This window comes from Alcaligenes sp. Me129, assembly GCF_050487245.1.
Classification (GTDB): domain Bacteria; phylum Pseudomonadota; class Gammaproteobacteria; order Burkholderiales; family Burkholderiaceae_B; genus Alcaligenes; species Alcaligenes phenolicus.
The window spans coordinates 152,183-166,372 of record NZ_JBKQGX010000004.1 but is presented as its reverse complement, the minus strand read 5'-3'; the positions used below and the strand labels follow the sequence as shown (position 1 = coordinate 166,372).

Sequence of the window (14,190 nt, the reverse complement as noted above, 5' to 3'; positions counted from 1 at the left end):
TGTTAGGTGCCGCTCAATATGCTACTGTTGGGTGGGTTTGAATGCGCCGGGCGCCTGTTAAAGAGGCGTCCGGCTTTTCTTTATGGAGTATGTAATGACTTACACCGTTTATCTGTCCGGCGAAATTCACACGGATTGGCGCGAGCAGATTGCTCAAGGTGCAAAGGCCGCTGGATTGGATATTACCTTTACCAGCCCTGTTACCGATCACGATGCCAGCGATGCCGCTGGCGATCACCTGGGACCGGCCAGCGAAGGTTTCTGGCGTGATCACAAATCCTCCAAAATCAATGCCATCCGTACCAGAACCCTGATTGAACAGGCGGATCTGGTCGTGGTGCGTTTTGGGGACAAGTACAAACAGTGGAATGCTGCCTTTGATGCCGGTTTCTGTGCCGCCCTGGGCAAACCGTACGTGACGTTGCACGCCGAAGACATCATCCACCCCTTGAAAGAAGTGGATGCCAGTGCGCAGGCCTGGGCAACTAGCCCCGAGCAAATCGTGGAGATTTTGCGTTATACGCTGAAAGCCTGATCGGTGAAGTCTGGATCATGAGTTTGGCAATATCGCTTTGCTAAAAAATGCCGCCCCAGTTGGGCGGCATTTTTTTCTCTGCTTGAAAGAACCCCTTGGTTTACACCGGGTTCTACTGCGCTGTAGTGAAACGTGTTGTGCGGGTACCTTAGTTCAGCTTCACCCGCCGCAAGCGCAAGGCATTGCTGACCACAAAGACACTGGACAAGGCCATGGCGCCAGCGGCAAACATGGGCGAGAGCAAAGTGCCGTTAAAGGGATAGAGCACGCCTGCTGCTACCGGAATCAGTGCCACATTATAGGCAAAGGCCCAGAACAGGTTTTGACGGATATTGCGCATGGTGGCGTGGGACAAGGCTATCGCGGTGACCACGCCTTGCATATCGCCCGACATCAAGACTACATCAGCCGCTTCAATGGCAATGTCCGTTCCGGTGCCAATCGCAATCCCCACGTCTGCTACAGCCAGAGCGGGTGCATCGTTGATGCCATCGCCGACATAGGCCAGATGTTGATGGGTATCGCGCAAGGCCTGAACCGCTTGCACCTTGCCCTCAGGCATGACTTCCGCCACCACTTCATCAATATTGAGACGGCGGGCAATGGCATTGGCTGTGTGGCGGTTATCGCCGGTAATCATGACGACCTTGATGCCACGGGCATGCAACTGCTCGATGGCGCGCGGCGTGGTTTCCTTGATGGGGTCAGCCACGGCCAGCAAGGCAATGACCTGCTTGTTGCGGGCGGCGTACATGGGGGTTTTACCGTCCTGCGCCAGCGTCTGGGCTTGCTCGGTAAAGGCGGACAGGTCCGCCCCTAATTGCGTCATCAGGCGATCTGCACCCACATGCCATTGGTCAGCTCCGATTTGGGCGGTGACACCCAGGCCTGTCAGGGACTCAAACTGCTCAGCCTTGGGCAAGGTGATTTGCTTTTCCTTGGCGGCGCTGACAATGGCTTGGGCAATCGGATGCTCGGAGTAGTTTTCCAGAGCGGCAATCGCTGCCAAAGCCTGATCCTGGTTCTCTCCGGGTGCGCAGACAAAATCGGTCAGTTCGGGCGCGCCCTTGGTCAGGGTGCCTGTTTTATCCACGGCCACGACTTTTACATCACGCAGTGCTTGCAGAGAGTCCCCTTTACGGAACAGCACGCCAGCCTGTGCGGCTCGGCCCGTCCCCACCATGATGGAGGTTGGCGTGGCCAGACCCATGGCACATGGGCAAGCAATAATCAGCACAGCGACGGCATTGACCAGTGCAAAGCTCAATGCGGGCGATGGGCCAAAAATCAGCCAGACAATGGCGGTCAAGACGGCCAGTGTCATGACGGCGGGTACAAACCACAGCGTGATTTTGTCGACCACGGCTTGAATAGGCAGCTTGGAGCCTTGGGCCTGCTCTACCATGGACACAATATTGGCCAGTACGGTGTCCTGCCCCACGGCGGTAGCCTCAAATTCCAGCGAACCTTTTTGGTTCACTGTGCCACCAATGACTTTATCGCCCTGGGATTTGGACACGGCAATGGATTCGCCCGTCACCATGGATTCATCCACATAGCTCTGACCGGCAAGAACATCTCCATCAACGGGAATACGCTCGCCGGGACGAACCAGCACGACATCGCCCGTATGCAGATCTGCCAGGGGCAGCTCAATTTCCTGACCGTCGCGACGTACACGAGCGGTAGGCGGCTGCAGGCTGAGCAGGCGTTGAATGGCTTCAGACGTGCGACCTTTGGCGCGGGCTTCCATGAGCCGGCCCAGCAAAATCAGGGCGACGATGACAGCGGCAGCTTCAAAGTACACGTAGACGGATTCGGAAGGCAGCCACTGTGGCGCAAAGGTAGCCACCAGCGAGAAGCTGTAGGCCGCCAGGGTGCCCACAGCGACCAGCGAGTTCATGTCCGGGCCACCACGCAAGAGAACAGGAATCCCTTTAGTGTAGAACTCGCGGCCTGGGAACAGCAAAACCAGCGTGGTCAGCACGAACTGGATCAGCCAGCTGTTTTGTGTACCTATGGTGCTGGCTACCCAATGATGGAAAGCAGGCACCATATGGCCGCCCATTTCCAGAATGAAAACGGGCAAGGCCAGCACCGTCGCCAGCCAGAAACGCTTGCGCAGCGTTTCGTAGGTTTGTTCGGCACGCTCGAACTGGTCATTTGTGACAGCCGCTTCGGCAAGGCTGGCAGGATAGCCGGCTTTGCTCACCGCCTGAATCAGCTCAGGAGCTTTCACACCCTGCGCCACTTGCACATGCGCTTTGGCGGTTGCCAGATTGACCGAGGCTTTTTGTACGCCCGGCACTTTCAGCAAGGCCTTTTCAACGCGACCCACGCAGGAGGCGCAGGTCATGTCCTGCACGTCCAGCACAATGTCTTGTTGGGAAATTTTGTAACCACCCTTTTCCACTGCCTGCATAATGGCGTCGACCGGGGCGGCACCCTCAAATTCCACGGTGGCCTTGTTGGTGGCCAGATTTACCTGGGCCGATTGCACACCGGGGACTTTGCCAATAATCTTTTCAACCCGACTGACGCAGGAAGCACATGTCATGCCTTCCACATCTAAAGTCAGGCGTGAGCCCTTGTTTGAAGCGCTGCTTGTCATCGAAATCACCCTTCAATGGATCGTCAATGAAGCCACTTTAGGGCTTGACCCGATGGGAAGGTCAACAGCTGATAAAAAAAACGCCTCCGAAGAGGCGTTTCAAGGGGGAACTACGACTAATTAGGGATCAATCAGCAGCTTAGTAAGCAACAAAGGTGCCGTTGTTGTTATTCCAGTCTTTGGCTTCTGCGGCAACCTGATCACGGCTCAGCTCGGAGCGGGTATCGATACGTGGGTAGTCGCCCATGGAACCCGTGCTAATGTAGCCTTGCTCTTGAGCAGCAGCCAGTTCTTGAACGACTTGCTGACGGCTCAAAGGAGCGTCGGTCGATTCAATTGCTGGGTAGTTCAGGTTTTCGCCGGTAGCGACATTGTTGGTAGCTGCCATGGCAGTGCCGCTCAAAGCGGTGGCACCAAGAATCAGGCTGGCGATAGTTGCGCGTGCGATGTTTTTCATTATTTACTCCAAATCTACGGTGTGTTTTTCGGTGGTTCGCTGTTGTGTTTAGCGAATCGTTAGATGGAGTATGAGCCTTTCTAAACCTAGTAAAAACCCTTAATGTTGCAAACGTATTTCCATTCATGGAACAATTCAAATGAGTACCATTATCGCCGGTCCCCTGCTCAACGACATCGCGATCTTCGTGGAAGTGGCTCGTGCCCGCCACTTTAGCCGTGCTGCCCAAGCCCTGGGAATGCCGGTTTCCACCGTGTCACGCCGTATCCGCGAACTGGAAAAAGAAGTGGGTGTGGCCCTGCTCAAACGCAGCACGCGCAATGTAGATGTGACCGACGCGGGACAAGTGTATTTCGAGCGCTGCCTGGCTGTCGTCGAACAGGCTCGTCTGGCTCATGAACAATTGCTGGATGTGGCTCAGACCCCCAAAGGACGTTTACGGGTTTCCATGCCTGCCAGTTTCAGCATTGTGCTGATGCCCGCCATTATCCGGGGCTTTAATCAACAGTACCCGGATATTGAGCTGGAGTTTGACCTGACCATACGGCCTATTGATTTGCAGGCCGACAACTACGATTGCGTCATCCGTGTGGGTGCTCAGCCTGACTCCAGCGCGGTGGCCACCATGTTAGGACAGATTCGTCTGGGGCTGTATGCCACCCGCAACTATCTGGACCGCAAAGGGCGACCCAAGCATCCTTCTGAACTGGCAGGCCATACTTGTATTTGTGCCCGCCCTGCCAGCTCGGATCGAGTCTGGTCCTTGCGTGGGCCGAATCAGGAGCGCTATGACGCGATTGTGGAAGGTTCCATTACCGTCAATAACGCCATCATGATGCGCAAACTGGCCGTGCATGACCTGGGTATTACCGCCTCTTCCTTGCTGGAGCGAAAATTGGATCCGGATTGCGCGCACCTGGAGCGTGTTTTGCCGGATTGGGAGTTTGCGCCTTTCCCTATTCTGGCTTTGCTCCCCTCGCGTCTGATGCCGCAAAAGACGCGCGTGTTCCTTAATTATCTGCGTAGCGAGCTGGATAGATTGATGTCTCAGCCGGAATTGGATGTGGCCGCAGCCGGTCAAGCTTATCCGTAAGAAAATAAGCAGTATGCTTATGAATCGGTGTTGCCCAAGGCCTATCTATGCTATTTATAAACGTTTGGTCCTGTGGGGCCAATGCCATGACGGGGGGAAGCGCATGAAAGTAGTACTGCAAAGCTTGCTGGCTGGAATGGTGATGAGTTTGGCCTTGGGGAGTGGCAGTGTGTGGTCACAAACAGTATTGCTGGAAGCGGTAGAGCAAGGCGATAGCGCCAAAGTGCGCGAGATTCTTTCAGAAAAGCGGGCTCGCGCCAGCGTCAGTGTCAGCGACGATCAAGGGCAAAGCCCCTTGTTACGTGCAACCTGGTTAAATCATATTGATATTGCCCGGCAGTTGATACGCGCCGGTGCGGATGTCAATCAGGCCGACTCCATTCACGACAGCCCTTACTTGGTCGCGGGTGCACAAGGTCGTCTGGAAATCCTGCGCATGACTCTGGAGAACGGAGCCGATCTGCGTAGCGTGAACCGTTATGGTGGTACGGCGCTGATTCCAGCGGCTGAGCACGGTTATGTCGATGTTGTGCGCCTTTTACTGGCGGCGGGGGTCGACCCTAACCATGTGAATTACTTGGGCTGGACTGCCTTGCATGAGGCGATTGTGCTCTCTGATGGCGGGCCGGAACACCAGGAAGTGCTGCGTTTGCTGATCAAGGCCGGAGCGGATGTGAACCTGCCGGATCGTCAGGGAGTGCGTCCCTTGAGCCTGGCTCGCCAGCGCAGCCAGACAGAGATGGCCGAAATTCTGGAGCAGGCCGGCGCGAATCCTTAAACGTCGCCGACTCGGCGGCTGCATTTTTCTTCCAATCACAACAATAACGATTTTATGTCTTCTACTCAGACTGCCCCGTCGTCGACGGGTGTTCAAGCCAGCCCAGCTTTGTGGCTGGCTTTCGTCATTCTGGTCGGCTTGAACCTGCGTCCTTTTCTGACCTCCAGCGGCACCTTGGCACGACAGGTGGCCCAAGGGTTGAACATGCCCTTGAGCAGCCTGGCCTGGCTGACTTTGCTGCCCATGATGGTGATGGGACTGGGCGCTTTCTGCATGCCCTCCTTGCGGCGCGTCCTGGCACTGCGCCATGTCTTGATTACATCCTTGCTCTTGCTGTGTCTGGGCTGTGTGCTGCGCTGGTTTGTGCCTAATGGGGCCAGCCTGATTGCAACAGCGCTGATCTGTGGTTTGGGCGTGTCCTTGCTGCAAGCGGGGATGCCCGGTTTGATCAAGGAACAGTTTCCGCGCCATATCGCTCAGGTCACCGGGGTGTACTCCGCGACCTTGATGGGTGGGGGGGCTTTGGGTGCGCAGATTACGCCGTGGGTCAGCTCCTTGACGGACAGCTGGCGTATCGCGCTGGCTTTCTGGGCCTTGCCGATCAGCGTGGCCTTGTGGATTGCCTGGAAAGTGGTGCCGCGTGAAGCTCCGGGCGCGAATTTGTCGCCCCCATCCTTGTCCTTGCTGGCTCGTCCTCGCACCTGGACCTTGATTGTGTGTTTTGGCCTGATCAATGGCGGCTATGCCTCTTTGGTGACCTGGCTGGCGACGTTCTATCAAGACCGGGGCTGGACGGCTGAAGCCAGCGGTAGCCTGGTGGCGGTCCTGTCGGTGGCACAAGCCATTGCCGCCTTTGGCTTGCCTACCTTGGCGGCCAAGAATAAAGATCGCCGCATGTGGGTGTGGCTGGCGCTGGCGTGTCAGTTCGTGGGCTTTCTGGCCTTTGCCTATATTCCCGATATGGCCCCCTATCTGTGGGCGATTATTATCGGCATCGGCTTGGGGGGCTGCTTTTCCTTGCTGCTGTTGGTGGCTCTGGACCACTTTCCGGATGCAGCCCGTGCCGGGACCTTGAGTGCCTTGATGCAAGGCGGTGGCTTTCCGATTGCCGCCCTCTTTCCCATGATCAGCGTACAGTTGCGTGAAATGAGTAATGGCTTTCAGGCAGGCTGGATGTTGCATGCGGCAATGGCGGTATTGGTGGCCATCATGGCCTGGAGCTTTCAGCCTGCGCGATACGCCCAAAAGATGAAGCGAAATGACGCATCCTGAGTAGCAGCTCGTATCGGTAGAAATAGCCTGGCTTTGCGACAAGCCAGGTTTTTTTTGGCCGTTTCAGGCTAGAACTCGTCCGTTATGCGCATCCCGACGGACAGCCTTTCCTCAACAATGATGTCTCCACGATTACATAAAAAACGAGGAGACATCAGTGGAACATCAAGTCATTATTTCGGGCGCCGGCCCGGTTGGCTGCTGGCTGGCCTGCGAGTTACAGCTTGCGGGTGTGCAGACCTTGCTGATTGAACAAACTGCCACTATCAGCCCTCAATCTCGGGCTTTGACGATTCATCCGCGAACCATTGAAGTCTTTGCCATGCGTGGCGCACACCACGAGATGCTGGCGCAGGCGGTGCGTATTCCTAGCGGACATTTTGCCGTCTTTGAGCATCGTCTGGACTTCAAGCAGTTGGACACTCGCTTTGACTATACGCTGGCTATTCCCCAGGCGCGCATTACCGCTATCTTGCAGGAGCGTGCGCGCTCCTTGGGCGCGGATATCCGCCGGTCCGAGAAAGTATGCCGCTTTGAACAGAACCCGGAGGGAGTCTCGGTTTGGATTGAAAACAGCCAGCTAGAGCAGTATGTCGCTACAGCGCAATGGCTGGTGGGCTGCGATGGGACGCGCAGCACAGTGCGTCAACAGGCCGGGATTGCGTTTCCTGGAACAGATGCCACGGTCTTGGGCTGGCTGGGAGACGCCATGCTGACCGACCCGCCCGAGGGCGTCATGATTGGTGAGTGGGGGCTGAATGGGACGGCCATGGTTGCGAAGTTGCCGGATGGCCAGCATCGTTTGGTCGGGCTGTCGCCGGACGACGTGAATCGTCCATGGCCGGGTGATTTGCCTTTGGAAGAGCTACGCGAAAAAGTCCGGGCCGTCTTTGGAACCGATTTTGGATTGCACAGCCCATCCTGGCTGTCTCGCTATAGCAATACCAGCCGCCAGGCCGAGAGCTACCGTAAAAATCGGGTTTTCTTGGCGGGTGACGCCGCCCACCAGCATATGCCAGCCGGGGGTGTGGGGCTGAATATCGGGATTCAGGATGCCATGAATCTGGGCTGGAAGCTGGCTGCCGTGATCAACGGGTGGATGCCGCACTCTTTGCTTGATAGCTACCATCAGGAGCGTTACCCCGTTGGCCAGGATTTGCTGGAGCACACCCAGGCACAGACTGCCTTGATGAGCTGTTTCTCTGTTGAGGGTATGGAATTACGTTCCTTTTTGAACAAGCTCATCAAGCAGTCCCCTGCCTTGGAGAAAACATTGGCCGAGAGGCTGTCTGGCCTGAGTGTGCTGTATCCATCAACCGTGCCGGGTGACCATGCCTTGGTGGGACGGCGTGCAGCGGATCAGGATCTGGTTGGTGGACAAAGTCTTTTTGGCCTCCTGGAACAGGGGCACTACGTGATGCTGGAGGTGAGTGGGCATGACAACGATGAGCTGGAATGCCCGGAGGGCCTGAAGGCTGTGTTGTATCGGAGCTCACTGGCCGTTCGCAGTGAGGGTTGGGAGCACGTGACTGCTGTGCTGATTCGGCCTGATGGCTATATCGCCTGGGCCAGCAATGAGCAAGACGCCACTCGCCTGCGTTTGGCAATGCGACACGCTTTAACGCCTTTTCAGACTGCGTCTCATGCGCTGGAAACCACCGAGAGGCTGGCCGATGAATAGTCAAACATCCACGTTCAGAATGTTGATTGACGGTGCCTTGGTGGATGGCGAACAAACCATGGCTGTCATCAACCCCAGTACGGGGCAGCCTTTTGCTCATAGTCCACGTGCCTCGCTCCGGCAAATGGAACAGGCGATCAACGCGGCCAGCCGCAGTTTTCCTGTTTGGTCCCGAACCACGATGCAGACACGGCGCGCCTTGATTTTGAGGATTGCCGATCTTATTGAGGAACACTGCCTGGAATTGGCGCATCTCCTGACCCAGGAACAAGGCAAACCCTTGCGGGATGCTCAGGCTGAAGTGCAAGGCACTGCCGCGTTTTTTCGGTATGTCGCTCAGTGCCGCATAGAGACGCAGACCTTGGAAGAGAGCACGATCAGACACGCTTATCTGCAACGCCAGCCTTTGGGCGTAGTGGCCGTGATTACGCCCTGGAATTTCCCCTTGATGCTGTTGGCCTTCAAAGTGCCTCACGCCTTGTTGGCGGGTAATACGGTGGTTATCAAACCGGCGGCGACCACGCCGCTGACCACCTTGAAACTGGGTGAGCTTATTGTCGATGCCTTGCCTGCGGGGGTTGTGAACATCGTTACGGATCATAACGATCTGGGTGATGCGCTGAGCAGCCACCCTCAGGTCGCCAAAATTTCTTTTACCGGCTCTACCGCAACTGGTTACAAGGTCATGGCTAATGCAGCCAAATCCTTGAAACGCTTGACGTTGGAACTAGGAGGCAATGACCCCGGGATTGTGCTTGATGATGCGGACCCCAAGCAGATCGCCCCCGGTATTGTGCGAGCCGCTTTCTTTAACAGTGGGCAGGCCTGCATCGCCTTGAAACGTCTCTATGTTCCTGATTCGCTCTACGAGGCCTTGAGTCATGAGCTATGGAGTCATTGTCAGCGCCTGATACTGGGAGATGGTCTGGATTCACAGACAACGCTGGGACCCTTGCAGAACCAGCAGCAGTTTCAGAAGGTGAAATCCCTCCTGGAGGACGCCCGACAGCATGGGCGGGTTCTAAGTGCGGGTACGGTGCCGGAGGGGGCCGGTTATTTTCTGCCCCCTACTCTGGTGCTGGACATTGAAGACGGTACTCGTCTGGTGGATGAGGAACAGTTTGGCCCGGTCTTGCCTGTCATTCGCTACAGCAACGTGGAGCAAGCGATTGCCATGGCTAATCGCAGCCCTTATGGCCTGGGCGCCTCGGTATGGGCGTCCGATCTGGAGCGAGCCAGAGGAGTGGCCGATCAGTTGCAAGCGGGTACGGTTTGGATCAATCAGCACATTGACTTGGGGCCGCATATCCCTCAGTGCGGCAGTAAGCAGTCAGGCTTTGGCATTGAATTGGGCGCGGAGGGACTGCTGGAGTTTACCCAGGCCAAGGTTATCAATATCAATCCGGGCCTGGGCATAGCAGCCCAAGACCCGCAAAAGGAGCATATGAATGCAGAACAAACAAGCAATTAACCCTGACAATTTGCCCAAGCTGCCTGGGGTGGTGTCTCACGGCATTGTTCTGAATAAGGCTGGTTTGGTCTATACCTCGGGACAGCTATCCTGGGATGAAAATGGCCATTTGGTAGCCGGTGATCTCTTTGCCCAGTTCGAGCGTGCCTACAGCAATATCGATATCGTGCTCCAGGCTGCAGGTACCTGCCGTTCCGAGGTGATCAGCGAGACGATCTATATCGTTGGTGATTGCACTGAACATACAGCGCAGCTGGTTCAAGCCTTGACTCAGGCAAGGCCGGCAGGCTCCATCCCGCCAACCAGTACGCTTGTGGGCGTGCAGTCGCTGTTTGCCGAGGGGTTTTTGGTGGAAGTTCAGGTGGTGGCAACGATTTAAGGTGCATGGTTTGACCGGCTGCCTGTCACGGGTAGCCGTCCTGCTATTTTGGCCTGTACAACAAGATATGGACTATGAAAATTCAAGAGAAAAATCAGATTGCCGCCCAGGTGAACCAGGAAATGGGAGAGTTGAATACTGGCTCATGGACTCAGCGGGAGAAGTTGGCCCTGGCGTGTCGCATTCTTTTTGATGAGGGGCATTGGCGCGGTTTGGCGGGGCAAATTACGGCTCGCTTGTCACCGGATAGCACGGATATGTTGACGCTGGGTTTTGGGATTGGCTTTGACGAAGCTTGTGCCAGTTCCTTGGTGCAGGTCGATCAACAGCTACAGCCTCGGGGACGGAGCGCCATGCCCAATCCTGGGGTACGTTTTCATGCCTGGATTTATGCCAACCGCCCTGATGTTCAAGCGATTGTCCATACACATCCGCCGGCATGTGCTGCCTTATCCATGACGGGAGAGCCATTGGTCGTGGCTCATATGGACGCCACTCCTCTTTTCGAAAACTGTGCGTTTCTTCCGGATTGGCCTGGCTTGCCCATTGGGGATGAAGAGGGGCAGATCATTTCGCAAGCAATGGGCGACCGACATGCCATTTTGCTGGCTCACCATGGTTTGTTGACGGCTGGACGCAGTATTGAGGAAGCGTGCCTGTTAGCGGTGTGGATGGAGCACGCGGCGCAAATGCAATTGAACGCCAGGGCCATGGGTACCATCAGGCACATTAAGCCAGAGCTGGCACGAGAGTCTCGGGATTTCTTGCTTAAACCCAAGGTATTGGCGCTGAGCTTTGCAAATTTTGCGCGGCGCGTGCTACGGGCAGACGGCGGCGTGCTCTTGTAGGCACAGGATTCGACTTTATTTTGGCCGGAATGCGATAGAAACTGGCCGTTAGCCGCAATTTTGCAGCCCAGCGCTGTGTTACGGTATTTTTTTCGGCTTTTTTAAGGGCGTAGCTTCAGCTGTTTCAAGCACGCCTGCGACCCTTGAATGAAAGATGCCATTGTTACTGTCCAGGCCTATCTGGATCAGGTCGCTTTACCTGTGACGGGGTTACAGGTAGAGCTGGCCTTTGTGGGAGACACTGAGCCTCACAAGCATCGCAAACACCAGCTACTGTACGTTCTGAAAGGATTCATGTCTGTACAGACCGAACAAGGGGTGTGGGCGGTGCCCCCTCAGTGCGCGATCTGGATACCGGCTGATGTGATGCATTTTGCTCGAGCTACCCAGCAAGCCAGTATCGCGAATCTGTACATTGAGGCTCAGCCCCCTGCCCATCTGGAAGCATGTGGGATTCTGTTCACCCGTCCCTTGTTGCGGGAGTTGATTCTGAGACTGGTACAGTCTGGCGAGCACCTGCCGGGGAGCGAGCTGCGCCATGCTCGTTTGATTGCGGTGCTGATGGATGAATTGGCCCTGAGCCCTCAAAAATCCCTGCATTTACCCATGCCTGGGGACCGTCGTTTGAAAAGGCTGATCGATCATTTGGCACAAAACCCCGGCCTGAAGTTGAGCATGGAGCAATGGGGGGCCTTGATTGGAGTCAGTACGCGTACCTTGGGACGGCTATTTTTACGCGAAACAGGCATGTCTTTTGGGCGCTGGCTGCAACAATGGGATAGTTCCATTGCCCTGCAGAAACTGGCGAACGGAACATCGGTGACCGCAACCGCTCAAGATTTGGGCTATGAAAGCTTGAGTGCCTTTATCACCATGTTTCGTCGTACGGTGGGCACCACCCCTGCCCGCTTTTTTGCTCAGACCCAAACCTTGCCTGTCGAGTCGAACGAGCAGCCGTGCATTCATATGGATGGGCGTGTTGAAGATGTTTTTTCTAAAATTCATGTCCCGATGGCACAGATGAGCAGCCAATAAAAACGGCCATCCCTGGATGACCGTTTCCCATTGTGTAAACACACTGCTTACTCTTTTGGCGCACCCGCCATGATCCAATCCACCACCGCCTTGATGTCGGCATCAGAAATGGCTGCATTCGCAGGCATGGGCAGCGGTCCATAGACGCCCTTGCTGCCTTGACGGATATGCTGGGCAATGACTTCAGCGTTGGCTGGATCGTCCTTGCGCAGTTTGGCTATGTCCTTATAGGCGGGACCGACCACTTTTCTGTCTACCGTATGACAGGACAAACAAGCATTTCTGGTCAGCACATCCTTGACCGAGTCAAAGCCGGCTTCGGCTGCCTGGGCGCTGAAACCGGCACTGAACAAGGCCGTACAGACCAGTAGCTGCTTCAAGCTCATGAGGGATATCTCCTAAGAAAAACGGGCACAAGGAATGGTGGGACGAAGGGATGTGGCGCTTGTTTTTTTCCGCACATAAACGGGGTGATGTGGCATCCACACCGAGATCATACGGTTATGATAGAACAGCCTTTAGCAAATAGCGGTGGGGCTTGATACTGATCAAGCTGGTCTGCGCGCTTATTCTGTAATGTCCTAGTAGAAGTTATTGCTTCATACTTAAACAGTTCACACACTACAAGAGGTCTTCATGCTTAATGTTCTCGTTCCTGTCGATGGGTCTGATGCTTCCACTCGTGCTTTGAAAACCGCCGTGGACATCCTAACGGGCAAACCAGAAGCCACTTTGCACGTGCTGGCTGTTCCTACTCCGATCGTGTCGGGTAACGTCAAACGCTTTTTCTCGGAAGATGTGCTGCAGGCTTACTACCAGGACGAAGGCAGCAATGCGCTCCTGCCTGCTCGTTCCGTGCTCGCCGGCTCTCCTCTGAAAATCAAGGAAAGCATTATTGCCGGTAATGCCGCCCAAACGATCAAAGACTATGTAGAGAAGAACCAGATCGATCATATTGTGATGGGTACGCGCGGCCTGAGCGCCCTGCCCGGCCTGGTTCTGGGTTCGGTCACGACCAAGGTGCTGAGCCTGGTTAATGTGCCAGTAACCTTGATCAAGTAATTGAGCTGACTGTTCAGTCTGTAAAGGCCGTCCTTGAGACGGCCTTTTTTATAGTCTTAAACCGAGGGTTGGCGTTTTCTTTAGAGCTTGAGGGTATAAAAAAATCGCCAGTTCGCCGCCGGGCAAGATAGGGCTGTGTTTCAATACAGTGATAGTGACTATAAAAGAACTACTTATGTCAGATCCCTCTTTACTCGATCACAATGCCCGCGCCTGGGACAAACAAGCGCAAACAGAGAGCCCCTGGTCCTTGCCTGTCAGCAGCGAGCAGGTTGAACAAGCCCGTCGCGGGCAATGGCAAGTGCATTTGCTGCCCTCGCCTGTTCCTGCGGATTGGTTAGGTGATGTTCAAGGCAAATCCGTTCTGTGCCTGGCCAGTGCGGGTGGGCAGCAAGCCCCCATTCTGGCCGCTGCCGGGGCCTCGGTAACGGTGTTTGATCTGTCGGCCGGACAGCTGGATAAAGACCGTATGGTGGCCGAGCGTGATGGCTTGTCCTTGCAGATCGAACAAGGTGATATGTGCGATTTGTCGCGCTTTGGGGCCGAGAGTTTTGATCTGATCTTGCACCCGGTCTCTAACCAGTATGTGCCTGATATCAGCCTGGTCTGGAAAGAATGCGCTCGTGTTCTGCGTCCGGGTGGGCATTTGCTGTCCAGCTTCTTTAATCCGGCTGTGTTTATTGCGGATCGAGATCCTAGTTACGCCCAGCAAGGTTTGATTCGCCCTAAATTCACGGTGCCTTACTCGGATTTGAGCAGCCTGGACGCCGAAGCACGGCAAGCCAAGCAGGCACGCATGGAGCCTTTGATTTTTGGGCACTCCTTGGCGCAGCAGATTGGCGGGCAGCTGGAAGCGGGTTTGTATTTGGTCGATTACATCGAAGAAATGCACCCCGCCCCACGCTTTGAGATCGAGAAATACCTGCCCAGTTTTATTGCGACGCGCAGTCGCAAACCTGTTTAAAGCT

General features: G+C 55.4%; 15 protein-coding genes. 12 read left to right on the top strand and 3 right to left on the bottom strand.

Translation table 11 applies throughout. The features are described 5' to 3' along the window. The first annotated feature begins 94 nt into the window (after positions 1-94). Complete coding sequence (locus ACLPGZ_RS06235; RefSeq protein ID WP_060185080.1) at positions 95-535, top strand: YtoQ family protein; 441 nt, start codon at positions 95-97, stop codon at positions 533-535. 148 nt (positions 536-683) lie between these two features. Here the strand turns inward: ACLPGZ_RS06235 and ACLPGZ_RS06230 are convergent, their stop codons facing one another. Beyond that, on the bottom strand, positions 684-3,092 hold the full coding sequence (locus tag ACLPGZ_RS06230; RefSeq protein WP_429641073.1) for a heavy metal translocating P-type ATPase: 2,409 nt from the start codon (positions 3,090-3,092) through the stop codon (positions 684-686). On the opposite strand from ACLPGZ_RS06230, the gene ACLPGZ_RS06225 reads away from it, so the two are divergent. Continuing rightward, a complete protein-coding gene (locus tag ACLPGZ_RS06225) occupies positions 3,091-3,270 on the top strand; it encodes a hypothetical protein (protein ID WP_021446589.1) in 180 nt (59 codons plus the stop codon). The two genes, ACLPGZ_RS06230 and ACLPGZ_RS06225, sit on opposite strands and share 2 nt — an antisense overlap. Positions 3,271-3,285: 15 nt before the next feature. On the opposite strand, the gene ACLPGZ_RS06220 is transcribed toward ACLPGZ_RS06225, so the two are convergent. Continuing rightward, positions 3,286-3,603: a DUF4148 domain-containing protein gene (locus ACLPGZ_RS06220; protein ID WP_026482562.1), complete on the bottom strand. Its 318-nt coding sequence runs from the start codon at positions 3,601-3,603 to the stop codon at positions 3,286-3,288. A gap of 139 nt (positions 3,604-3,742) precedes the next feature. On the opposite strand from ACLPGZ_RS06220, the gene ACLPGZ_RS06215 reads away from it, so the two are divergent. The 8 genes from ACLPGZ_RS06215 (at position 3,743) to ACLPGZ_RS06180 (ending at position 12,160) form a co-directional block, all read left to right on the top strand. Further along, positions 3,743-4,696 carry a LysR family transcriptional regulator gene (locus ACLPGZ_RS06215; RefSeq protein WP_026482563.1) on the top strand — a complete coding sequence of 318 codons (954 nt, stop codon included), beginning with the start codon at positions 3,743-3,745 and terminating at the stop codon, positions 4,694-4,696. Between the two features lie 103 nt (positions 4,697-4,799). Further along, positions 4,800-5,474 (top strand): ankyrin repeat domain-containing protein, encoded by a 675-nt coding sequence (locus tag ACLPGZ_RS06210; RefSeq protein ID WP_080748042.1) that lies wholly within the window; start codon positions 4,800-4,802, stop codon positions 5,472-5,474. A 54-nt stretch (positions 5,475-5,528) separates the two neighbouring features. Further along, entirely contained in the window at positions 5,529-6,746 is a 1,218-nt protein-coding gene (locus ACLPGZ_RS06205; RefSeq protein WP_353639485.1) for a cyanate transporter, read from the top strand. A 157-nt stretch (positions 6,747-6,903) separates the two neighbouring features. Next, positions 6,904-8,427 carry an FAD-dependent monooxygenase gene (locus ACLPGZ_RS06200; RefSeq protein WP_081055305.1) on the top strand — a complete coding sequence of 508 codons (1,524 nt, stop codon included), beginning with the start codon at positions 6,904-6,906 and terminating at the stop codon, positions 8,425-8,427. Next, positions 8,420-9,898 (top strand): aldehyde dehydrogenase family protein, encoded by a 1,479-nt coding sequence (locus ACLPGZ_RS06195; RefSeq protein WP_429641072.1) that lies wholly within the window; start codon positions 8,420-8,422, stop codon positions 9,896-9,898. The genes ACLPGZ_RS06200 and ACLPGZ_RS06195 overlap by 8 nt, the downstream gene beginning before the upstream one ends. Then, complete coding sequence (locus tag ACLPGZ_RS06190; protein WP_035271572.1) at positions 9,876-10,277, top strand: RidA family protein; 402 nt, start codon at positions 9,876-9,878, stop codon at positions 10,275-10,277. Before ACLPGZ_RS06195 ends, ACLPGZ_RS06190 begins: the two co-directional genes overlap by 23 nt. 74 nt (positions 10,278-10,351) lie before the next feature. Continuing rightward, positions 10,352-11,125, top strand: a complete 774-nt coding sequence (locus ACLPGZ_RS06185; RefSeq protein WP_137430415.1) for an aldolase — start codon at positions 10,352-10,354, stop codon at positions 11,123-11,125. 147 nt (positions 11,126-11,272) lie between these two features. Beyond that, the gene (locus ACLPGZ_RS06180; protein WP_060185075.1) at positions 11,273-12,160 is read left to right on the top strand and encodes an AraC family transcriptional regulator; all 888 of its coding nucleotides are present in this window, start codon (positions 11,273-11,275) and stop codon (positions 12,158-12,160) included. 47 nt (positions 12,161-12,207) lie between these two features. On the opposite strand, the gene ACLPGZ_RS06175 is transcribed toward ACLPGZ_RS06180, so the two are convergent. Then, positions 12,208-12,546, bottom strand: a complete 339-nt coding sequence (locus tag ACLPGZ_RS06175; protein WP_137430416.1) for a c-type cytochrome — start codon at positions 12,544-12,546, stop codon at positions 12,208-12,210. 250 nt (positions 12,547-12,796) lie between these two features. Between ACLPGZ_RS06175 and ACLPGZ_RS06170 the strand changes: the two genes are divergently transcribed. Then, a complete protein-coding gene (locus tag ACLPGZ_RS06170) occupies positions 12,797-13,222 on the top strand; it encodes a universal stress protein (RefSeq protein WP_026482567.1) in 426 nt (141 codons plus the stop codon). A 175-nt stretch (positions 13,223-13,397) separates the two neighbouring features. Next, on the top strand, positions 13,398-14,186 hold the full coding sequence (locus ACLPGZ_RS06165) for a class I SAM-dependent methyltransferase (protein ID WP_052159377.1): 789 nt from the start codon (positions 13,398-13,400) through the stop codon (positions 14,184-14,186). Positions 14,187-14,190 lie beyond the last annotated feature (4 nt).

Bases quoted from the DNA above. Each gene is read 5' to 3' on its own strand.
- ACLPGZ_RS06175 (WP_137430416.1), bottom strand. From the start codon at position 12,546: ATGAGCTTGAAGCAGCTACTGGTCTGTACGGCCTTGTTCAGTGCCGGT.
- ACLPGZ_RS06190 (WP_035271572.1), top strand. From the start codon at position 9,876: ATGCAGAACAAACAAGCAATTAACCCTGACAATTTGCCCAAGCTGCCT.
- ACLPGZ_RS06170 (WP_026482567.1), top strand. From the start codon at position 12,797: ATGCTTAATGTTCTCGTTCCTGTCGATGGGTCTGATGCTTCCACTCGT.
- ACLPGZ_RS06225 (WP_021446589.1), top strand. From the start codon at position 3,091: ATGCCTTCCACATCTAAAGTCAGGCGTGAGCCCTTGTTTGAAGCGCTG.
- ACLPGZ_RS06210 (WP_080748042.1), top strand. From the start codon at position 4,800: ATGAAAGTAGTACTGCAAAGCTTGCTGGCTGGAATGGTGATGAGTTTG.
- ACLPGZ_RS06235 (WP_060185080.1), top strand. From the start codon at position 95: ATGACTTACACCGTTTATCTGTCCGGCGAAATTCACACGGATTGGCGC.
- ACLPGZ_RS06180 (WP_060185075.1), top strand. From the start codon at position 11,273: ATGAAAGATGCCATTGTTACTGTCCAGGCCTATCTGGATCAGGTCGCT.
- ACLPGZ_RS06165 (WP_052159377.1), top strand. From the start codon at position 13,398: ATGTCAGATCCCTCTTTACTCGATCACAATGCCCGCGCCTGGGACAAA.
- ACLPGZ_RS06205 (WP_353639485.1), top strand. From the start codon at position 5,529: ATGTCTTCTACTCAGACTGCCCCGTCGTCGACGGGTGTTCAAGCCAGC.
- ACLPGZ_RS06220 (WP_026482562.1), bottom strand. From the start codon at position 3,603: ATGAAAAACATCGCACGCGCAACTATCGCCAGCCTGATTCTTGGTGCC.
- ACLPGZ_RS06185 (WP_137430415.1), top strand. From the start codon at position 10,352: ATGAAAATTCAAGAGAAAAATCAGATTGCCGCCCAGGTGAACCAGGAA.
- ACLPGZ_RS06230 (WP_429641073.1), bottom strand. From the start codon at position 3,092: ATGACATGTGCTTCCTGCGTCAGTCGGGTTGAAAAGATTATTGGCAAA.
- ACLPGZ_RS06215 (WP_026482563.1), top strand. From the start codon at position 3,743: ATGAGTACCATTATCGCCGGTCCCCTGCTCAACGACATCGCGATCTTC.
- ACLPGZ_RS06195 (WP_429641072.1), top strand. From the start codon at position 8,420: ATGAATAGTCAAACATCCACGTTCAGAATGTTGATTGACGGTGCCTTG.